The organism is Micromonospora sp. URMC 107 (assembly GCF_051386315.1).
GTDB lineage: Bacteria > Actinomycetota > Actinomycetes > Mycobacteriales > Micromonosporaceae > Micromonospora.
This window is the reverse complement of record NZ_JBPQTK010000001.1, coordinates 1-20,558: the sequence shown is the minus strand read 5'-3', so window position 1 is coordinate 20,558 and position 20,558 is coordinate 1. Positions and strand designations below refer to the sequence as shown.

Genomic DNA, 20,558 nt, shown 5'->3' with positions numbered 1-20,558 from the left:
GCGCAGGTCCGGCCGGCCGGAGCGCACGGCACGCGGCCGTCCGCCGCCCCGGCGGGAGACAATGGCAATGACCTAGGTCACACCAGGACGGCGAGCGGCCGGCGTACGCCAACGAGCCCGTAGCAGCGGCGCCAACCGGACGAGCAGGTCGCTCGGATCGCCGGTTCGGACGTACCAGCCTCTGGGCCGCCTCGGTACGCCCGGCGGGCCGAGGCGCGCCAGCGGGTGATCGTGGTCGAGGGCGGGGCAGACCGCGACGAACGGCCGACCCGCCGCCGCCTCCGCATCGCGGGTGCCGCGCCCAAGCGAGACTGCGCTGGAACCACCCGCGGCGCCGCCCTCGATCGGGTCGGCGCCGCGGTGGCGTCCGGTGCCCTGGCTCAGCGGCTCAGGGCTGCCGCCGTGCGCCGGGACGGCAGCGCTCGGCGGCCGTCCCGGCGGAGGTGCCGGTTCAGCAGGTGGTGTTGCGGGCCGGGACCCAACCGTCCACGGACGGGTACTCGGCGCCGTGGCCGTAGATCCAGACGTCGTCGTCGACAGCCGAGGCCTGACCGTGCCAGCGGAACCCGCGCCCGGCAGTCAGGGTGAGCAGCACGTGGCCGTGCGGCTCGGCACGCAGCCAGGTGTTCTCCCGGAGGTTGCAGACGATGCCCCACGCGTCGCTCGCCGAGGCCGGCGCGGCTGCCACAGCCGAGCCGGCGAGGACGACGGTCGTGACCGTCAGGGCGTGCAGAAGTCGGCGTTTCACTCGTGTCCTTTCGAGAGTGGACGGTGACGGCCTCTGATTGTGGTCGATGTGGCACCCCACCGCCACGGCGGGCTCTCACCGGGTGAAGGGAGGCGGCGCGCAACGCCGTCATGCGGCTCACCCCGCCGCGGCTGGCGCTGCGCTCGACGGCCCCGCCACGCCGACTGGCGCCCGCCTCTCGGAGTCGTGCCTGAGCTCTTCTCAACGACGTCGTCGGCGTGTCTCGAGGTAGGCGTCCAGTGCGGCGGCGCCGGTGAGCATGGCGCGGCTCCTGGCCGAGAGGCGGGCGTGCCAGTCGCGCAGCGCCGACTCCAGCGGCGCGACGCCTCCGGCGGAGCGGACCTGGGCGATCAGCGCAGCGATCTGCTCCAGCAGGTAGCCGCCCCGCCTGAGCTGGTGGGCCAGCCGGGCGTCACGCACGTCGGCCGCGCCGTAGACCCGGTAGCCCGTCTGGGGGTCACGGCGCGGCTGGACCAGGCCGGCGCGTTCCCATTTGCGAAGCGTGGCGGGGCGGACGCCGAGCCTCCTCGACAGGGGACCGACGAACGTGTCGCCGCGTTCCTGCGGCACCGGTGCGAGGTCACCGACAGCGGCCTCGACGGCCTGGAGGGTGCGGCGGTCGTCGAGAAGCTGGGCGTGGCTCTCGTCGATGAGCCGGAGCGCGTCCTCGGTCGCGTCCCGGTTGACCGCCCGCATGATCGCCGTGGCCGTCTGGTGCCCGTGTCCGGGCACGAGGGCCAGGAACGCGTGCAGTGCCTGCGCGTGCAGCGGCGTGTAGGTGCGGTAGCCGTGGGGGGTGCGTTCGGCGGGCGGAAGGATGCCGGCCGCCTCGTAGTTCCTGACTGCCTGGGTGGACAGCCCGTGCGCCCGTGCCAGGTCGATCGGCCTGAGCCGCCCGCCGTCTTGAAGGTTTCGCCCCACTGTCCTGCCAATGTCGCGGAGAAGCTTCCACCGAAGGTTCAACGATACCGTTGAGGCAATGACCACCGGCATCAGAGACATCGCCCACCCCGTCGAGGCCCCGACCGTCATGCGGCTCCTCCCGACCCGGCCGCGACTGCTCGCCCTGGGCGAGCCCACCCACGGCGAGGACCTCCTGCTCGACGTACGCAACGAACTCTTCCGGCAGCTCGTGGAGCAGGAGGGCTACCGGACGATCGCCATCGAGAGCGACTGCGTGATGGGCCTGGTCGTGGACGACTACGTCACGTCCGGCACGGGTGCCCTCGACGAGGTGATGGAGCGCGGCTTCAGTCACGAGTGGGGCGCCTTCCCGGCCAACCGCGAGCTGGTGCGCTGGATGCGCGCGTACAACGACGGCCGGCCCGCCTCCGAGCGGCTGCGCTTCGCCGGTTTCGACGGCCCGCTGGAGATCACCGGCGCCGCGAGCCCCCGGCAGGCCCTCACCGCACTCCACGCCTACCTCGCCGCATCGGCAGACGCCGACCTGCTCCCCTGCGACGCCGACACGCTCGACCGCCTGCTCGGTGCCGACGACCGCTGGACCGATCCCGCCGCGATGACGGACCCGTCCCGGTCCGTGGGGCAGACATCCGAGGCCAGGCAGCTGCGGCTGCTCGCCGACGACCTGGTGACGCTGCTCGACGCGCAGACGCCACAGCTGGTCGCGGCGTCCACACCGGACGACTGGGACCGGGCACGCCTGTACGGGCGCACCGCCACCGGGCTGCTGCGCTACCACTACTGGATGGCCGACACGTCACCGGGTCGTCTGGCGCGGCTGCTGGCCCTGCGGGACTCGATGATGGCCGCCAACCTGCTCGCCATCGCCGAGCGGGGCCCGGCGCTGGTGAACGCGCACAACGGTCACCTCCAGCGCGACAAGAGCAGGATGCGGATGGGCGGCCTGCCGCTGGAATGGTGGAGCGCCGGCGCGATCGTCAGCGCCCACCTGGGCGAGGGGTACGCCTTCCTCGCCACAGCCCTCGGCACGATCCCCCACCAGGGTGTGGACGCCCCGCCTCCGGACACCATCGAGGGACTGCTGTACGCGCTCCCGCAGGAGCGTTGCATCGTCGACGCCCGTCGCCTGGCCACCACCCTCGCCGACGTGCCGCCCGCCGCCCGGGTGTCCCCCTGGTTCGGTTACTCCCCGCTCGATCCGACCCACGTGGCCAGCACCGACGGGATCGTGTTCGTCAGGGACGCCCGACGGAGCGCTACCGTTCCGGCCGGGACGGCTTAGCTCAGGTCGAGCGACTCCACCGCACCATGGCCGCTGGAGCGGGCCCGCTGCCCGAGAGGTCGACTCGCCGCTTGGCGCTGAGCGGCGCCGTCCCGGGGACGCCGCTCAGCAGCCGCCGCTCAGTGGAAGGAGCTGTAGAAGTCGTTGAGCACGTTGTGCACGTTGTCCCGGTCGTAGTTCTCGATCCCGAGGATGAGGGCCAGCAGTTGCGTGGTGTCCTTGGGAATCTGGCACTTCGCCTCGGCGACGAGTTCGTCGAGCATCCAGTGCAGGAGTTGGGCCATGGGCGCCTGGGCAGCCAGGTCGGAGTTGATGGTGAACCGGATGGTGCCGTCCACGTTGACCACCGTCGAGTGGTTCAGCACCTTCGGCTCGGTTCGCACCACCAGCCGCTCCTCCGCCCGCATCAGCGCCAGCATCGCGCCGTGCAGTGCCTCCATGTAGGCCTTGACCAGCGGCGCGTACGCCCGGTCCTGCGGCAGGTCGGTGAGCACGAGGGCGACCGGCTTGGGCAGGTCGACCCTGGTGAAGTCGAGGCAGGTGAAGTCGTAGCTGCGCACCCACGCACGGGTGATACGGGACGCGAGCACGGTGTGCAGCGAGTCCATCCGGGGCGCGGCGCGTCCCCGCATGGCGGCCACCTCGACGTCGGTGGGAAAGGGGCCCCTCTGACCCAGCACCTCGTAGACGGTCTGCTCGAAGTTGGCGGCGTTGTGCAGGGCGATCTGGCCCTGCAGGTAGTAGGCGGCGTTGCGGTGGCGGTAGACGATGTCGACCGTGGGGTTGTCCACCAGAACGTGCGTCCCCTCGTGGAGGAGCGTGGCGGCGAGCTCCCCCAGGGGCATCGTCCCGTCGAGCGCGGAGCGGCCCACGTTGATGATCGCGGTGTCCCCCTGACCGCTGGCGAGCGCGCCCATTCCGTCGGGCAACGACGGGTTGTACACGAATCCCGACCGTCGGCCGTCGGTGCGCTTGAGCAGTTCCTGCAGTGCCGTGACCGTCTGCGCGAAACGCGCCTTGGCCACCGAGGACGTGGACCCGAACAGACGCGCGAACGCGGTGTTGACCGCGGTGTGCGTGGGATTCCTGGCGTCGTTCATGACGTCGACGATCTTGCTCTTCAGTTCGTCCACGGCGGCGCTGAGACAGGCGTTGCCGGCAGCGGAGGGCACGACCCCGTCGAGGGAGTCCTGCACCTCCTTGAACAGGGCGGCCGCCTGCTGCACCGTCGCGCCGCGTACCGAGATCTGCTCCATCCAGGTCCCGCTGGCCAGGGCGGCAACCCTGTCGAGCCGGGCGGTCAACTGGTCGCGGCGCCGCCCTGCCGGCAGCGCACCGGCCTCGCGACGCAGCCGCTGCAGCTCGCAGGCCATCAGCACCCGGTAGGTCTGGAACACCTCGCGCCGGCCGAGATCGAGTGCCTTCCTGGTCGCTTCGTCGGGAAACGGGAACATGTGGAAGCTCCTTCGCTCTGCCGGCCCGGCCTGGTCAGCCGAACGCTGGCAGAGAGGTAGCACCCGAACGGCCGCGGCAGTCAGTAGCACGTCGACCATCGGACAGTGGGTGCGCCCATCGTCCGGAGCCGTCGGCCGGATGGTCGGCCACCAGGCGATGGTCGGGCCGATGAGCGCGGGCCGGCGTCAGGCCGGCCGCCGGACCCCGACGTCCGCCGTACGGCCCACAGCCGGGCGCTGCGCGGCTTTCGCCGGCTTGACGCGAACTCCCGCCATCTGACATCACCCGTCGACGACAGCTGTATCTACTCGCATCGATCGCGCTCCGTAAGGACGTCCACCCGCCCACGCCACCACCTCGGGGCGAACGGCGATCCCCCATCATCGGGAGGAAATGTGTCTACCAGTCTCGCGGGAAGAGCGCGCCGTTCGACGCTCGCCCTGCTCACCGGCGCGGCGCTGGCGACGCTGTTGTCCGTCACCGCAGCCGGCGCCGCACCGCTGGCCGGCCCTGCGGAAAGCCGCGGCGGCACCACCACCGCCGCCGTCGACGTGTACATGCAGGACACCCCCGCCGACCTCGGGCTCCAGCCCCACGCGCTCAACCCGCTCTGGCAGAGCCCGGACATCAAGGTCTGCCACACCGCCGTCGAGTGCCCGACCAGCCAGAACCCGATCGTCGGGCAGCGGAACTACATCTTCATCAAGCTGCGCAACCCCGGCCCGTACGGCAACAGTGTCATGGAGGAGGGCACGATCTGGGTCTACCGGACCACGCCCGGCGGCGGCGCGGCCTGGCCGGGCGCGTGGACGCAGATCGGGGCGATGGCCGTGCCGGTCTACCCGGGCGTCACCTCGGTGACGATCCCGTGGGACAACGTGCCCGGCCCGGGTCACTTCTGCCTGCTCGCCCGCTGGATCTCCCCGAACGACCCGATGACCTTCGAGGGACCGGACATCGGCGTCAACACCCGCAACAACAACAACATCGCCTGGCGTAACGTCGACTCGGTGGCGCTGACCGCCGGCGGCCAGGGGCAGACCCGGCCGTTCGCCATCGGCAACACCCTGACCCGGGCGGCCCGCAGCAGCGTGGTGTTCAGCCAGACCGGGACCCCCTTCCAGGCCGCCGGTGGCCGCCTCGTCGCCGACCTCGGACCGACCCTGTTCGAGCGCTGGGTCAAGGGCGGCAAGGCCGGCAAGGGTGTACGTGAGGTGGGCCGCAACCAGGTCGAGATCGTCGACATCGGCCAGGCCAGCCTGGACAACCTGGAGCTCGGTCCCGGTGAGCGGATCGCCTTCTCGCTGAACTTCGCGGCAGCCGTGCCGACCCGGGAGAAGATGGCCGTCAACGTGACCCAGGTCGGCCCGGACACCACCGGCGCCGCGCGGGCCGACCTCGGCGGCGTGCGGTACGACATCACGGTGGACCCGCAGACCAGGTAGCACTCCTGCAGGGGTGTGGACGGGGGTCGCGGACGGAGCCCCGCGACCTCCGTCTCCACCTGTCCGGCCGGCGCCACCGGCGGACCTCCGGCGCCGGGTAATGTCCCGTTCAGCGCAGGCTGACCCAGGCGGTCGCCACCGCGTACCCGGCGGTGTGGGCGCGGAGCTGGACCGGGCCGGCGGGCGGTGCCCCCATCGAGAAGAAGCCCACCGCGTCCACCGGCACCTCCTCGTACTGGCCGGCGGAGGTCCGGGCGGTGACGCGCCCGCCCCGGGCCGGTGAGAGCTGCCCGACGACGCCGGTCGGGGTCACCTCGATCTCGACCACGACCGCACCCGTGCGGAACGTCAGCGTGCGGGCCGAGCCGGTGGACCGGGTGAGCCCGGCCGGCTGCGGGTCGCAGGCCGAGTCGAAGGTCAGCTCCGCGAGGGCCAGTTCGGCGTCGACGCTCCGCCAACTGAACGCGGCCCGGGCGGCGGCCAGGAACTCCTCCGGCACCGGGTCGGAGTCCCGCACGGCGGCCCTCAACTCGGCCAGCAGGGCGTCGTCAGTGGCTGGCGGCCACGGCTCCATCCCGGTCACCTCCGCTCCCGTCGTCGCCCGCGCACGCCCTGACGAAAGGGGCGAGCGCCGGACAGTTCCGCAGCTTGTGCAGGCACCGGGCCTGGGTCGGACCGACGCTGCCTACCGGCATGCCCAGCCGCGTACCGATCTCGCGGTAGCTGACCGGCGGATCGGCCATCAGCAGGGTGAGCAGGTCCCGGCAGCGCGGCGGCAACTGCGCGAACGCCTCCCGCAGCGCCTGCTGCCGCTCGGCGCGCAGCAGGTCCTCGTCCGGGGTGACCGGATCCACCAGCAGGGAGGCGCCGACGTGCCCGTCGACGGAGTCGTCGTACGGGTCGAACGGCTGGGTCCGCCGGCCGAGGCGCAGCAGCCGGAAGCACTCGCGTCGGGCGGTGGTGATCAGCCAGGCGGGCAGCGCGTTCGACTCCCGCAGCCGTCCCAGGTGCTCCACCGCACGCAGCCAGACGGTCTGGTTCACGTCCGCCGCGTCGACCTGGTCGAGTCCGTAGGACCGGATCACCGAGAGCACCAGTGGGGTGTAGCGGTGGACCAGCTCGCCCCACGCGAGTTCGTCACCGGAACAGGCGGCGGCGACCAGCCCGGCTGTGCCGGGCTCGCTCACCGGGACACCACCCCGCGCGCCGATGCCGGCCTCACGCGACGAGTACGCCGTAGTCGGGATGCCAGCGAGGACCGGCGATCAGCGCGGCGCGGGCCGCCTCGGCACCGAGCCCGGCGCTGGTCATCAGCGCGGCCAGCCGGCCGGCGACGTGGCCGGTGGCGAACGAGGTGCCCGCCCAGGCGGCGAAGCCGTCGAAGTACCGGGTCGGCTGGCCCGGCAACTCCAGCCGGCCCCTGACGTAGGTGCTGCTCCGCTCCCCCACGGCACAGGCGTCCACCCAGGACCCGTGGTTGCTGTACGGCGCCGGGCTCGGGCCGGTGGGCCCGGCGGTCACCGCGCCCACCGCCAGGACGCGGTCCAGGGCGGCCGGCCAGGCCCGCCGGCTGGTGCCGGCGTTGCCCGCCGACGCCGCCACGGCCCTGCCGGGCAGCCCGGCCAGCGCGTTGACCAGTGGCAGCGGAGGTTGGTCGTCCTGGGTGAAGTAGCCCAGGGAGAGGTTGACGACCGACACCTGCGGACCGAGCCGGCCGAGGGCGGCGACCAGCATCTCCTCGTCGCCGACGCCGGTGGCGTTCAGCGCGGCCTCGGGATCGAGACGTACGCCCGGCGCCGCCTGCCGGACCACGCCGGCGACGAAGGTGCCGTGACCGCCCTGCAGCGCCAACACGTCGGCGCCGACGTAGACCGTGTCCTCGTCGTCGACCTCGGGAAGATAGCTGCCGCCCAGCCACTGCGGATGCTCGGCACCGGCCTGCCGCCAGATGCCGGTGTCACAGATTCCCACCGTCACTCCCGCGCCCTCACCCGCGCGCGCGGGATCCGGCGCCGGCAGAGCACCCGCGACCCGGGGCGGGCCGCCCGGGTTGCCCATGATGTTGCCGAAGCCGAGCAGTGCGTGGTGCGGCTGGACCAGGGGAGCCTGCTGCTCGGGCCACTGCTGCGGGTCGCGGAGCTTGGTCACCACCGACGGGACGTCGGTCTCGGCGGCGAAGCGGAGCCGGGCGACCCCGCCGAAGCCGAGGCCCTCGGTGACCGAGTGGCCGTAGCTGCGCAGCCGAGTCATCACCCGCTGCACGTCGGGACGGGCCACCAGGAGTTGCCGCGGCCGGTAGAGGAACTCCCGGCCGGCGACGGCGTACCGGCGCAGGTCGGGGTCGGTGGCCAGGGCCTCCAGGAAGAGGCGCTGGTAGGTCGCGTCGGGCGACTCGCTGGCAACGGCAGGGGTCCCTCCCCCGACGAGACCGAGCGGCGCCGCCGCGGCGGCCAGGGTGGACCAGGTCATGACCTGCCGGCGGGACAACCCGGCCGGCGGACGCGACGCGAAGGAGTCGTCAGGCGGCACCGGTCCTCCAGGCGGTCGAAGATGCATGGGCGGCGACGGGCCGGGGGCAGCTACGGAGGCGCTCTCCGAGGCACCGGACGATTATTTCAAAGGATAGTCGAGTGTCAATTGATCGTCGGTCAGGCGACTGATGTCCGATACACCCTCGACGCGATTGACCGGGGAGCGCGACTGCGGGATTCTGCTGGGCATGGCCGACAGCGCCATTTCCGGTGCCGTCACGGCCCAGAGCGCGCTCGACGCCGTGCAACGCTACCCCCGCGAGGCGATCGCGATCGGTCGGCAGGTCCTCATCGCCGGCCGCCCCGACGCCGACGAGCGGTCCACCGCCGAACGCGCCGTCGGGCTGGCCCTGCGGGAACTCAACGACCTGCCGGGTGCCCTGCGGCACCTGCGCCGGGCGGTGCGGGTCGCCGACTCGCCCCGGGTGCGGGCGCTGGCCCGGATGAGCCTCGGGTACGTCCTGGCCAACGCCGGGCGCACCGGCCCGGCACTGCGCGCCGTGACCCTGGCCCTCCCCCGGCTGACCGGCGCCGACGCCGGCCGGGCCCGCATGCAGCGGGGCGTCGTGCTGCACTACCGGGGGCGGTTCGACGAGGCGGTCCGGGACTACGGCATCGCGGTGGAGATCGCCCAGCGCGAGGGCGACCTGCTGCTGGAGGCGCGGGCGCGCAACAACCGTGGGCTGCTCAACGCCCACCGGGGCACCAGTCGGGACGCCGACGACGACCTCGTCCGCTCCGCGGCGATCTTCAGTCAGCTCGGACTCGACCTGGCCGCCGCCGACGCCCGCTGGAACATGGGCATCGCCGCCGGCCAGCGCGGCGACGTCGCGGGCGCCCTGCGCAGCTTCGCCACCGTCGACGACGAGTACCGCCGGCTGTCGGTGCCCCGGCCGGCGCTGCTGCTGGACCGGTTCGAACTGCTGCTCTCGGTGCCGCTGATCGACGAGGCCGTCGAGGTGGCCACCTCCGCCGTGAGGGAGCTGCGGCGGCGGGGCATGGCCTCGGATCTCGCCGAGGCGCTGCTGGCCCGGGCCCGGGCGGCGCTGCTCGCTGGCGACCTGGCGACCGCCGCGGAGGCCGCCGCCTCGGCCCGGGTCCGCTTCCGCCGCCAGGGCCGCCGCACCTGGGCCGCCTTCGCCCGGCACGTCGAGCTGCGCGCCGACGTCGCCCGGGGCACCCGGTCGGCCGGCCTGCTCACCGCCATGGTGCGGACCGCGGAGCAGCTCGACGCCACCGGCTGGCCCTCGCCGGCCCTGACCACCCGGATCGAGGCCGCCCGACTGGCCGAGGCGCTGGGCCGGCCCGCCCGGGCGGCCGGGCTGCTGGCGGTGGCGGCCCGCGCGCACCGCCGGGGCACCGCGCCCCACCGGGCCCAGGGCTGGTACGCGCTCGCCCTGCACCGCCGGCTCGACGGTGACCTGCGGGGCGCGGCCCGGGCCCTGCGCCGGGGACTGGCGGTGCTCGACGGCCACCGGGCCTCCCTGGGCGCCACCGAGCTACGCGCACACAGCGGGGCGTACGGGCACGAACTGGCCGCCGAGGGGCTGGACATCGCCGTCCGCACCGGCACGCCCGCCCAGGTGCTCAGCTGGGCGGAGCGCTGGCGGGCCAACGCCCTGCGGATGCGCGCGGTGCAGCCGCCGCCGGACCCCGAGCTCGCCACCGCCCTGGCCGAGCTGCGGATGGTCAGCGCCGCCCTGGAGGACGCGTTGCTCGCCGGCCACCCGGTGCACGCGCTGCGGCGCAGTCAGGGCCGACTCGAACAGCGCATCCGGGAACTGGCCCGGGGAGCCGACGGCGGAACCCGGGGAGCCGACGGCGACGCCCTGGCGACACCGCCCACGGCACGCGCCCTCGCCGCCGCGCTCGGCGACGCCGTGCTGCTGGAGCTGGTGGCGCACGGGCCACGGCTGCGGGCGGTCCTGGTCCGCGACGGCCGGACCAGCCTGCACGACCTCGGCCCGCTCGACGAGGCGCTGGCCCGGGCCCGCCTGCACCGGTTCGGGCTGCGCCGACTCGTCACCACCGGCGACTCGGCCAGCGCCCGGGCCGGCGTCGAGTTCGCCACTGCCGCGCTGGACCAGCAGCTCTTCGACCCGGTACGCCGGCTGCTCGGCGACCGACCACTGGTGATCGTCCCGATCGGCGCCCTGCACGCCGTACCCTGGTCGGGCCTGCCGACCTGCGCCGGCCGCCCGGTGACGGTGGCCCCCTCGGCGACGGTCTGGCTGCGCGCCACCGGTCGGGCCGTCCCGGCCGGCCCACCGGTGCTGGTGGCCGGGCCCCGGTTGCCTGCCGCCGAGACCGAGGTACGCCAGCTCCGCGCGGCCCTGCCCGGCTCCCGCGCCCTGACCGGCGACGGCGCCACCGCCGACGCCGTCACCGACGCGCTGAACGGGACCGGGCTGGCGCACATCGCCGCCCACGGCGCCTTCCGCGCCGACAACCCGCTCTTCTCCACCTTGGAACTGGCCGACGGGCCGTTGACCGCGTACGAGTTGGAGCGCCTGACCCGCCCACCGGGCTGCGTGGTGCTCTCCGCCTGCGACTCCGGCCTCTCCGGCGTCCGGCCGGGCGACGAGGTCATGGGCTTCACCGCCGTACTGCTGGCCCTCGGTGCCCGCAGCCTGATCGCCACCGTGTTGCCGGTCCCGGCCGATCTGACCACCGCGCTGATGCTCGACCTGCACCGCCGGATGCGCGCCGGCACCGCACCGGCGATGGCGCTCGCCGACGCCCAGCGCGCGTTCGCCACCGCCGACGGTGGCGGCGCCGCCCATGCCACCGCCGCCGCCTTCGTCTGCTTCGGCGCCGGCTGAAGGCGTACGGCGACGGCGTTCCACGCAGCAGGCGCTGACGGCCCGCGTCAGCGCGGTGCGGCGCGACCCACGGCAGCCGTCACGCCGGCACGCCCGACACGACGTCCGCGACGTTGCCCTGGTAGCAGGTGGTGGTGGAGATGCTGGGGGCGGTGACCACCGGGCCGTAGACGACGTATCGCTGGCCCGTCTGCGCGTTGCGGCACTGGATTTGGACCCGGTAGGTGCCGGTGTCGCACTGGGCGGTGCCGCGGCCGTAGTAGTGGCTGCTCCCCTGGTGGACCCACTCCGCCCAGGAGACGCAACCGGTGACGCCGACCGTCGGCAGTGGGTCCTCGACGGGGTACACGCCCTCGGCGACGTTACCGCTGTAGCAGGTGGTGGTGGCCGTGCCCGGCGCGTTCACCGCATAGCCTCCGTAGACGACGTACCCGACGCCCGTCTGCTGGTTGCGGCACTGAAGCTTGACCTTGTAGCGGCCGGTGGCGCACTGCACGTTGCCGCGACCGTAGTAGTAGCTGTTGCTGCCTTCCTGCACCCACTCCACCCACGTCGTGCAGCCGGTGGGAGCGACCTGGACGCCGGGGTCGGACTGCGCCACCGCGTGGGCCGGCGCCGGGGCGGCCTGTGCGGGCACGGCCAAGGCGGAAAGGCCGAGAACGACCGCTGCGACCAACGTGAACGAATGCCTGATCAAGTCTGTCTCCTGACCGGGGGATGGGAGTTCCTGCCGAACGGCAAGCCGGAGAGTCCCTCACCAACACATCGGGTACGCCCAATCCGCTGCCGCGCTTGCCATGCCAAGAGCATTGGGCATAATCGATCCGCTCGCAAGGCACCCGATCGAGAGGAAACGCATGAAGCGCAACGTCGTACGCCTGCTGGCGGTCGTGGCCGTCGTCGCCGCCGGATCGACGGTGGCGTCCGCGCCGGCCGCCGCCAGCGATGGCCCTGGTGACATCTGCGTGACCAACCAGGCCACCTGGCTGCGCGACCAGCCCTGGGGCAACGTCCTACGCACTTTGAGCCCCGGGCGAGGCTTCCGCGTTCACTCGATCTACGGCGGCAGCGACATTCAGACCTGGTACTACGGCCACGGGGCCGAGGCGCCGGGGCAGGACGGCTGGATCCCGGCCGCCAACTGCGACTGGTGAAGCCGAGTTTCCGACCTGCCCACCGTGGTTCAGCTGCTCCCGAGCAGCCGGAGCGTTAGGCCGGGAACCGCGCGGCCCACGTGAGGAGCGGCTAGCAGGACGGACGCCGCCTTCGGGCGCGGCGACCTGGCGGCGCACCTGCGCGACCGGCTCGCCGACGTCGCACGCGCGCCGTTCCGGTGCGACGGGGGTGCATGCGACGTCGGCGGCTCGGCGCGGGAGGCTTTCCGCGCCGAGCCGCCGACGGGTCAGCTCGCGGTGCAGGTGGGCGTTCCGGTCGGGCCGGTTCCGGTGCCCTGGAAGCCGAACTCGGTGACGGCGCCGGCGGAGAGCCGGCCGTTGTAGTCGACGTTGCGGAACGTCACGGCACCGCTGGCGCCGCTGCCCCGGGCGTTCCACGTGTTGGTGACCGTGGTGCCGCCCGGCAGGGTGACGGCGATCGCCCAGCCGTTGATCGCCGCGGCTCCGGCGGTGACGCGTACCGTCGCGACGAAGCCACCGGTCCACGAGTTCAGCGACACCGCCGCGGCGCAGTCGCCCGACGGCGGCGGCGTGGTGGGCGTCGGGGTCGTCGGGGGCGCGGTGGTCGGGGGCGGCGTGGTGGTGCCGCTGTTGAGGGCGTCGAGGGTGGCGGTGTACGCCGGCTTCTTGTTGCCGCTGCCGTCGAAGAGCAGCGGGGTGCCGCTGGCCCGCCAGGAGTCGGTGTCCCGGATCCCCCACACGGTGATGCCCGTGCAGCGGGTCACGGCGAGGCAGGCGCGCACCACCCGGCCGTAGTTGTCGGCCTGCGTCTGGCCCGAGCCCTCGATGTCCAGCTCGGTGATCTGCACGTCCACCCCGAGGTTGGCGAAGCGTTGCAGGTTGGCCTGGTAGTCGGCGGGCACCGGCGAGGCGCTGTTGAAGTGCGACTGGAAGCCGACGCAGTCGATGGGCACGCCCCGGGCCTTGAAGTCCTGCACCATGGCGTACACCGCGTTGCTCTTGGCGTTCTGCCCGTCGGTGTTGTAGTCGTTGTAGCACAGCTTCGCGGTCGGGTCGGCGGCGCGCGCGGCGCGGAACGCCACCTCGATCCAGTCGTCGCCGGTGCGTTGCAGGTTCGAGTCGCGGCGGGTTCCGCTGCCGCCGTCGGCGAACGCCTCGTTCACCACATCCCAGGAGTGGATCTTGCCGCGGTAGTAGGTCGCCACCTGGGTGACGTGGTTGACCATCGCCTGGCGCAGCGCGCTGCCGCTGAGGTTCTGCGCCCACCCCGGCTGCTGGGAGTGCCAGGCCAGGGCGTGCCCGCGCACCTGCATCCCGTTGGCCCGGGCGTGGTTGACGATCCGGTCGGCGTTGGCGAACGTGAACTGGCCCTGGGACGGCTCGGTCGCGTCCCACTTCATCTCGTTCTCCGGGGTGACCGAGGTGAACTCCCGGTTGAGGATCCCGACGTACGTGGTGTCGGAGAGCTTGTTGGCGGCCACCGCGGCGCCGAAGTAGCGCCCCTTCTCGGCGGCGGACGCCCCCAGGGTCGTCCCGGCGTTGGCACCGGACGCCACCGTCATCGTCGCGGCGGCGACGGAGAGACCGACCACGACCGACGCCAGCGCGACGCGCGGCCGCCGGCGGGCCACCGGGCGCCCGCTGGCACGGGCGAGCATGTTGTCCATGACAGAGCCTTTCGATGAGCCGAATTGTGAGGAAGGCCGCCTCGACAACCGCCCGCCACGGCGTGGGGCCGCTGGAGTGGTCGCCCGGAGACCACGCCGCCGTCAGCACTCGACACCGTGAGTTGATCGAAGCCCTTCCATCGGACCGTATCGGAACGCGTCCGGAAGCTCAACGCCTGGTTATCGGATTGTTTCGATGTCCCGGCTTCGCACCGTCCCCTCGGTCGCAGGAGCCGACCTGCCCACCGGCCAGCCAGACAGCGGCCACGGGACCGGAAGTTTCGGAACTCACGCCCCGCCGAACAGGGCATCGACCAGAGCGGCCGGTTCGATGGTGGATGGCCGGTCGCTGACCTGCCCGTCACCGAGCTCGACGATCCGCCAGACGCCGTCGGCGCGCAGAGCCAGGTCCACGGTCACGAACGGCAGCCCCAGCGCCGCCACCGAACCACTCACCGGACGCGGGTCGAACGCCTCGGGCGGCGCGTCGTGCGGGCTGTCGGGATGCGCGCCGACCAGGACGCAGACGCCGTCGACCCACCACGTGCGGACCTCGGCGCCGGTGAACCGCTCGAACCGGCGCAGGACCAGGCCGCCGACGAGGTCGTCCCCGCGCAGGTCGAGGAAGCGGCTCGCCACCCGACACGCGGCCTCGCCGTCATCGAGGTCCGGAATGAACGCCGCCTCGTGCCAGTGGTGCTTCATGGACTTGACGAAGTCGCGCAGCACCGCCGCCCCACCGCCGAGCGCACGCCTCACCCGGTCGAAGTCGGCGCGCCGCGTACCGGCCGTCCACGCCGAGCCCGGCGTCAGCTCGGCCAGGTCCGGATACCAGCCCGGCAGCTCGTGGGCGCGCCGGTACTGCTCGCCGCTCGTACGCAGGGTGACACCCCGGCGGGCCAGCGCGTCGGCGAAGGCGGCGTACCGCTCGCTGCGCAGCATCCAGCCGCGGTAGACCGCCACGCCCTCGACCGCCACCCGCGCCACCGCGCGCGGCAGGTCGCCGCCACGGCCCAACTCGTCGTGGTCGACGACGGCGACGTCGACGCCGACGTCCTGGGCGGCGCGCGCCTCCGGCGCGAAGTGGGCATCCGGGCGGCGCGGTCGCAACGGGTCCGCGGGAACGATCAACAGCACGGATGAATGCTCCCCCATGGGCGCTGACGCCGCGAGTGCCGCCGGGCCGGCGCGGGCGGGGGCCACCGCGAATCCGGCCTCCGGCCGCCCGTCGCCGGCGTCGCCGGGCGGCGCCTCACCCGTCCGGAAGAGTCGGTCCCCGTTCCTATGCTGGGCCGATGGACCTGGAGTTGAGCGGCGAGCTGTGGTTCTGGAGAGGCCCCGCGCCCTGGCACTTCGTCACCGTCCCGGAAGAGGGCTGCCAGGAGCTGGCCGCGCGGTCCGCGGGGGTGAGCTACGGCTGGGGCATGATCCCCGTCGCGGCGCGGATCGGGAAAACCGGCTGGAGCACGTCACTGTTTCCCAAGGACGGGCGATACATCGTGCCGGTGAAGGCGGCCGTGCGACGGGCCGAAGGGCTGGCGGTGGGCGACACCGTGGCGATCCGGCTGGTCGTCGACGGGTGAGCGGCCCGTCCCGCTCCCCGACCCGATCACGGACGCGACAGAACGTCGGAGGCGGCCGGTAGCGTGCCGGAGCGCGACGGGGAGGAATGACGGTGGCACTGTTACGGGCGTTCGAGGATCGCGAATACTGGCCGGAGTACGGCACGTTCCTGCTGCGCGAGGCGGACCCGTGGGGTCCCGCGCGGGTGCGGGTCGACGAGCTGCTGCGCGAGTACGCGGTGAAGACGCAGCCGTGCGGCTCGATCGCCCGCGCCGGCGACGGCTGGGTCGACGGCCGCGCGTCGGACCGCTACCACGAGGTGCGGCTCGAAAGCCACGACGCCCCTCCGCCCGGGGACGACGACTGGGCCGACGTCGTCGAGACGCCCTTCGCCACCAGCGGGACGGTCGGCCTGGCGATGGTGACCGGCGGTTCCCCCCGTGACTCGCTCCGCCTGGGGGAGCCGGGCCTGTACCGGTTGCGCTTCTGCCGGCGCCCCGCCGACGAGGGCGACAGCTACCTGCTGCGGTTCTGGCCCGAGTCCGCCAGCCCCGAGCCGCCTCGATGGATCGCGCGCAGCAGCCCGCTGCTCAGCGAGGACGACCTCGCCCAGCCGGCCCTGCGCACCCGCGGCGGCGGTCCCTCCGCAGGCTTCCGGTACGCCACCTCCGACCTGCTGTCGTTGCTGCTGTGGGCGCGCGAGGGCGCGGCGACCGTCACCGTCGACTGGCTCGCAGACCGGCTGCTCAGCACGCCGGACGCCGTCCGGGCGATCCTGCGCCACGCCGTCGACGACGGGCTGCTCGCCCCCTTCGACAGCGCCGACGGGCCGTTGGCACTGGTCGTCCAGCCGACCCCGCGCGCGGCCCGGCAATCGCCGCCGCAGCCGGTGAGACGACCGGCCGGCCTCGGGCGACCGCTCGGCACCGTCGCCGTCGCCCCGAGCGACGTCGGGGCCGGCCCGCACGCCGGCCCCGACGACACTGTCCGGCCACCCCAGGCCGGCGGTCCGACCATGGCGTGGGTGGCGACGAAGATCCGACAGCCACCGGAGCGGGGCACCCGGTCGTCGGCGCCGCCCTCCGGGCCGCCGCCCCGCGCCGGATTCGTCGGCTCCGGCGGCGAGCTGGTCGTGTGGCGCGACGACACGCCGGTGGTGCTGGCGCGCTGGCCGGGGGTCCAGGTCACGCAGGCCATGCAGAGCCGACACGGCACCGTGCTGCTCGCCAGCACCCGGACCGCGCTGGTACGCCCCGACGGCGAGTTCGTCCTGCTCGGCACGAGCATGGGCTGGCGGGCCGTCCTGGACGCGGCCGGCGACCGGCTGGCCGTCGTGGAGTTCCACGTCGGCCGACGCTCCCGGGACCGGCTGCACCTCGTCGACCTCGCCGACGGGTCCCGGCAGAGCATGCCGTGGAACGAGGCCGACAACCTCTCCGTCGTCGGGATCCACGACGGGGCCGTCTACGCCCGCGTCGACGGCGGCGCGGCCTCGGTGCGCTGGGTGCCGGGCGAGGAGCCGGAGCCGCTGCCGCACGCGCTGCGCCAGGTCGACCCGTACAGCGGGGTCGCGCTGGCCCGCGACCGGAGCCACCCGACGCTGCTCATCCGGCCCGACGGCGAGGTCGTCCCGCTGCCCGTGGATCCGGCCGCCGCGCTCGTGCCCGGCGGCCGGCAGGTGTACTCCTGGGTGTACGCGCCGCCGAGCCTGCGCCTGCACGACCCGGCGCACCCCGACCGGCCCCGGGTGCTGCCGCTGCCCGGCGGCAGCGCGACCAGCCCGGTCCCGGGCGGACCGGTCTGGGAGAGCCCGGAGCACGTGCTCGTCCCGGCCGACCACGGACGCAACGAGTTCGGTCTGCCCCTGGTGCGGCTGCATCTTCGCAGCGGCCTGGTGGAGGGCGTGGCGTTGCCGCCCGAGGCCGGGTACCGACCGGTGCTCGTGCAGCCGCTGCACCGGCCGGCCGGGCACGGCTAGCCTGCCACCATGTCGGCTCCGCGCCGGGCCGTTCACGGGATCCGTGACGGCGCAGCGGTAGCGCCAGGCCATTCACGGGATCCGTGACGGCGCAGCGGTAGCGCCGGGCCGGTTCACAGGGTAGAAACATGCCAACCCTTCTTTCACGGCGTGATACAAGTTCGCGGCGGCGAGAGAGCGCTCTCACCGGCGCGCTGTCCCCCACCGCCGCCCAATGAGGCGGGTCGACGACGACCGCGAGCCGGCACCGGCGCGCCCACCCGCGCCCGGCCGGACGGCCTCCCCACCGCGTCGCCGCGCCCTGTCCCGGCCGGCGGAGAGGACGAACGATGAGAGAGCAGTCCCCCGACACGCGACGGCGACTCCGCCGGACGCTCGCGCTCGGCCTGGTGCTCACGGCGGTCGCCAGCACGACCGGCACCGCCGCCACCGCCGGGCCGGCCCGGCACGGCACCCCGGACTTCGGGCCCAACGTGACGATCTTCGATCCCGACACGCCGGTCGCCGAGATCCAGGCGACCCTCGACGCGGCGCACGCCCGGCAGGTCGACGCCGAGATGGGCACCGCGCGGCACGCGTACCTCTTCAAGCCCGGCAGCTACGGCACGGCCGCGCAGCCCCTGCAGGTGAAGGTCGGCTACTACACCGAGGTCTCCGGCCTGGGCGCCTCCCCCACCGACGTCACCGTCAAGGGCAAGATCGAGACCTACAACCGCTGCCTCGAGGGCGGCGGGACCGGCAACTGCATCGCCCTGGTCAACTTCTGGCGCACTCTGTCCAACCTGTCGCTGTCCATCAACGCCACCGGCCAGGACGGCTGCCGCTCCTCGGCGAACTTCTGGGCGGTGTCACAGGCGGTGTCGATGCGCCGCCTCGACATCAGCGGCGGCGGGCTGTCGCTGATGGACTACTGCACCGCCGGCCCGCAGTACGCCAGCGGCGGCTTCATCGCCGACTCCCGGCTGCCCGCCACCACCAACGGCTCCCAGCAGCAGTGGCTGACCCGCAACAGCGAGGTAGAAAGCTGGTCCAACGCGGTGTGGAACCAGGTCTTCGCGGGCACCGTGGGCGCTCCCGACGACGCCGGCTTCCCCGACCCGCCGTACACCACGCTGGACACCACCCCGGTGAGCAGGGAGAAGCCGTACCTGTTCGTGGACGACCGTGGCCGCTACCACGTCCGCGTCCCCGCCGCCCGACGCGACAGCCGGGGCATCTCCTGGGGCGACGGCATGACGCCGGGCCGGACCATCGGCATCCGGGACTTCTTCATCGCCAAGCCGTCCGATCCCGTGCACGTCATCAACAGCCAGCTCGCCCGCGGCAAGCACCTGCTGCTCACCCCCGGCGTGTACGACATCGCCCGTAGCATCGAGGTCAGACGGCCCGACACGGTGGTCCTCGGCATCGGCCACGCCACGCTGACCGCCGTCGACGGCGCCGTCCCGCTCGACGTCGCCGGCGTGCCCGGCGTGGTCGTCGCCGGGGTCACCGTCGACGCCGGCCTCACCGAGTCGCCCGTGCTGCTGCGGGTGGGGCGCGCGCACGGTCGCAACGCCAGCACGCCGGGCAACCCGATCACGCTCTCCGACGTGTACTTCCGCGTCGGCGGGCCACACATCGGCAGGACGCACACCGCGCTGGAGGTCAACGCCGACCACGTCCTGATCGACCACACCTGGGTATGGCGCGGAGACCACGGCGTCGAGGGCTTCACCGAGGGCGTCAACGGCGACACCGACCGCTGGCGGACGAACACCGGTCGCTACGGCGCCGTCATCAACGGCGACCACGTGACGGCCACCGGCCTCTTCGTCGAGCACTTCCAGCGGTACAACACGGTCTGGAACGGCGAGCACGGCACGACGATCCTCTACCAGAACGAGCTGCCGTACGACCCGCCGACGCAGGCCGACTGGATGAACGGCGGGGTCGAGGGCTGGGCCGGTTACAAGGTCGGCGACCGGGTGCGGCACCACACGCTGCACGGCGGCGGGGTGTACGTGTTCAACCAGAACAACCCGTCGATCCACACCGAGAACGGCTTCGAGGTGCCCGTCACCCCGGGCGTCAGGCTGCACCACATCATGACCGTGAACCTGAGCGCCGGCACGATCGACCACGTGGTCAACGGCGTGGGTGCGGCGGCTGACACGACGCGGGTCGGCGCGCCCGTCTACGTCACGCGGTACCCGGCCCCGTAACCGCTGCGGGAAACCGAGCCGGACGGGGCGCGCACCTCGCCCCGTCCGGCCCGGTGGTCAGCCCGCGCAGTTGTTGTTGCGCGCCGGCTGGGTCAGCTTCTCCTGGGTGCCGAACTTCGCGTAGACCCGCAGGTAGCACGGCAGCTCGATGTCGCCGTAGTAGCTCTGCACCTCGTTGTCGTAGTGCGTGGTGCCGCTCTGCGCGACCTGCCAGCCACCGGCATCGCCCGACTGGATCTCCCAGTAGACGTCGCCGGAGCAGCCCTGCAGGCCCTGCGACCACGCGATGATGTTGGCCCCGTTGTAGATCTCGGACTGCACGAGCGTGCAGCTCGCCGCCTGTGCCGGGCTGGCGCCGACGAGCAGCCCCACGGTCAGCATCGCTCCGGCTCCGACCGCCGACATCACCTTGCGCATGCTCGATCTCCTCCACGATGGACGGCAGGTGGTCCACAGGAGGGTAGCCCGTCGCGGCGATTACCTCCATGACCGCGATTGATATCGGCGAAAAGTTTTACCGGGCTCCGCCCGCCCGACGCCGCCGACGCACGCCACCCTGGGCGGCCTGCTCCACGGCTTACGCTTAACAAAGTTAACTGATAGCCTCCCGCCATCGACGAGGAGGAATGCCATGCGACTTCGACGTACGATGCCCGCGCTGCTGGCCGGCGCGGCGCTGACCGCCGCCCTGGCCGTGCCCGCCATGGACGGCCGCGCCGCCGCGAAGACCGGCGTCCCCGACGTCGCCGTCGCGGCCTGCGCCGCGCCGGCCTGGGCCGAAGGCACCACCTACCCCGCCGGCA

17 protein-coding genes are annotated in these 20,558 nt (G+C 73.2%); 7 read left to right on the top strand and 10 right to left on the bottom strand.

Annotation, left to right across the window (positions count from 1 at the left end; genetic code table 11):
- Positions 1-451: 451 nt before the first annotated feature.
- On the bottom strand, positions 452-748 hold the full coding sequence (locus ACSNN9_RS00085) for a hypothetical protein (RefSeq protein WP_436670557.1): 297 nt from the start codon (positions 746-748) through the stop codon (positions 452-454).
- Positions 749-949: 201 nt separating this feature from the next.
- Positions 950-1,750 carry a TioE family transcriptional regulator gene (locus ACSNN9_RS00080; protein WP_436670555.1) on the bottom strand — a complete coding sequence of 267 codons (801 nt, stop codon included), beginning with the start codon at positions 1,748-1,750 and terminating at the stop codon, positions 950-952.
- Between ACSNN9_RS00080 and ACSNN9_RS00075 the strand changes: the two genes are divergently transcribed.
- Positions 1,728-2,954 carry an erythromycin esterase family protein gene (locus ACSNN9_RS00075; RefSeq protein ID WP_436670553.1) on the top strand — a complete coding sequence of 409 codons (1,227 nt, stop codon included), beginning with the start codon at positions 1,728-1,730 and terminating at the stop codon, positions 2,952-2,954. The two genes, ACSNN9_RS00080 and ACSNN9_RS00075, sit on opposite strands and share 23 nt — an antisense overlap.
- Positions 2,955-3,073: 119 nt before the next feature.
- Here the strand turns inward: ACSNN9_RS00075 and ACSNN9_RS00070 are convergent, their stop codons facing one another.
- Complete coding sequence (locus ACSNN9_RS00070; RefSeq protein ID WP_436670552.1) at positions 3,074-4,408, bottom strand: hypothetical protein; 1,335 nt, start codon at positions 4,406-4,408, stop codon at positions 3,074-3,076.
- Between the two features lie 396 nt (positions 4,409-4,804).
- Here ACSNN9_RS00070 and ACSNN9_RS00065 point away from each other — a divergent pair, with 396 nt between their 5' ends.
- Entirely contained in the window at positions 4,805-5,854 is a 1,050-nt protein-coding gene (locus ACSNN9_RS00065) for a hypothetical protein (RefSeq protein WP_436670551.1), read from the top strand.
- A 109-nt stretch (positions 5,855-5,963) separates the two neighbouring features.
- Here ACSNN9_RS00065 and ACSNN9_RS00060 read toward each other — a convergent pair whose 3' ends face one another.
- Genes ACSNN9_RS00060 through ACSNN9_RS00050 form a run of 3 tightly spaced genes read right to left on the bottom strand, consistent with a single transcriptional unit; the run spans position 5,964 to position 8,383 of the window.
- On the bottom strand, positions 5,964-6,428 hold the full coding sequence (locus ACSNN9_RS00060) for a hypothetical protein (protein WP_436670655.1): 465 nt from the start codon (positions 6,426-6,428) through the stop codon (positions 5,964-5,966).
- Positions 6,403-7,041, bottom strand: coding sequence for an RNA polymerase sigma factor (locus ACSNN9_RS00055; RefSeq protein WP_436670550.1), 639 nt, complete (start codon positions 7,039-7,041; stop codon positions 6,403-6,405). The genes ACSNN9_RS00060 and ACSNN9_RS00055 overlap by 26 nt, the downstream gene beginning before the upstream one ends.
- Positions 7,042-7,072: 31 nt before the next feature.
- Complete coding sequence (locus ACSNN9_RS00050; RefSeq protein ID WP_436670548.1) at positions 7,073-8,383, bottom strand: S8 family peptidase; 1,311 nt, start codon at positions 8,381-8,383, stop codon at positions 7,073-7,075.
- Positions 8,384-8,537: 154 nt separating this feature from the next.
- On the opposite strand from ACSNN9_RS00050, the gene ACSNN9_RS00045 reads away from it, so the two are divergent.
- Positions 8,538-11,207, top strand: a complete 2,670-nt coding sequence (locus tag ACSNN9_RS00045) for a CHAT domain-containing protein (protein WP_436670547.1) — start codon at positions 8,538-8,540, stop codon at positions 11,205-11,207.
- A 79-nt stretch (positions 11,208-11,286) separates the two neighbouring features.
- On the opposite strand, the gene ACSNN9_RS00040 is transcribed toward ACSNN9_RS00045, so the two are convergent.
- Positions 11,287-11,844, bottom strand: a complete 558-nt coding sequence (locus ACSNN9_RS00040) for a hypothetical protein (protein WP_436670545.1) — start codon at positions 11,842-11,844, stop codon at positions 11,287-11,289.
- A 220-nt stretch (positions 11,845-12,064) separates the two neighbouring features.
- Here ACSNN9_RS00040 and ACSNN9_RS00035 point away from each other — a divergent pair, with 220 nt between their 5' ends.
- Positions 12,065-12,361, top strand: coding sequence for a hypothetical protein (locus tag ACSNN9_RS00035; RefSeq protein ID WP_436670544.1), 297 nt, complete (start codon positions 12,065-12,067; stop codon positions 12,359-12,361).
- Positions 12,362-12,609: 248 nt separating this feature from the next.
- Here the strand turns inward: ACSNN9_RS00035 and ACSNN9_RS00030 are convergent, their stop codons facing one another.
- Both ACSNN9_RS00030 and ACSNN9_RS00025 read right to left on the bottom strand, forming a co-directional pair.
- Positions 12,610-14,010: an endo-1,4-beta-xylanase gene (locus tag ACSNN9_RS00030; protein ID WP_436670542.1), complete on the bottom strand. Its 1,401-nt coding sequence runs from the start codon at positions 14,008-14,010 to the stop codon at positions 12,610-12,612.
- Positions 14,011-14,298: 288 nt separating this feature from the next.
- Positions 14,299-15,147 (bottom strand): ATP-grasp domain-containing protein, encoded by an 849-nt coding sequence (locus ACSNN9_RS00025; protein ID WP_436670541.1) that lies wholly within the window; start codon positions 15,145-15,147, stop codon positions 14,299-14,301.
- A gap of 158 nt (positions 15,148-15,305) precedes the next feature.
- Between ACSNN9_RS00025 and ACSNN9_RS00020 the strand changes: the two genes are divergently transcribed.
- The 3 genes from ACSNN9_RS00020 (at position 15,306) to ACSNN9_RS00010 (ending at position 19,755) form a co-directional block, all read left to right on the top strand.
- Complete coding sequence (locus ACSNN9_RS00020; protein ID WP_436670539.1) at positions 15,306-15,593, top strand: DUF1905 domain-containing protein; 288 nt, start codon at positions 15,306-15,308, stop codon at positions 15,591-15,593.
- Positions 15,594-15,685: 92 nt separating this feature from the next.
- A complete protein-coding gene (locus ACSNN9_RS00015; protein WP_436670538.1) occupies positions 15,686-17,551 on the top strand; it encodes a hypothetical protein in 1,866 nt (621 codons plus the stop codon).
- A 329-nt stretch (positions 17,552-17,880) separates the two neighbouring features.
- The gene (locus tag ACSNN9_RS00010) at positions 17,881-19,755 is read left to right on the top strand and encodes an adenylyl cyclase (RefSeq protein WP_436670536.1); all 1,875 of its coding nucleotides are present in this window, start codon (positions 17,881-17,883) and stop codon (positions 19,753-19,755) included.
- Positions 19,756-19,812: 57 nt separating this feature from the next.
- Here the strand turns inward: ACSNN9_RS00010 and ACSNN9_RS00005 are convergent, their stop codons facing one another.
- Positions 19,813-20,172 carry a hypothetical protein gene (locus ACSNN9_RS00005; protein WP_436670534.1) on the bottom strand — a complete coding sequence of 120 codons (360 nt, stop codon included), beginning with the start codon at positions 20,170-20,172 and terminating at the stop codon, positions 19,813-19,815.
- Positions 20,173-20,558 lie beyond the last annotated feature (386 nt).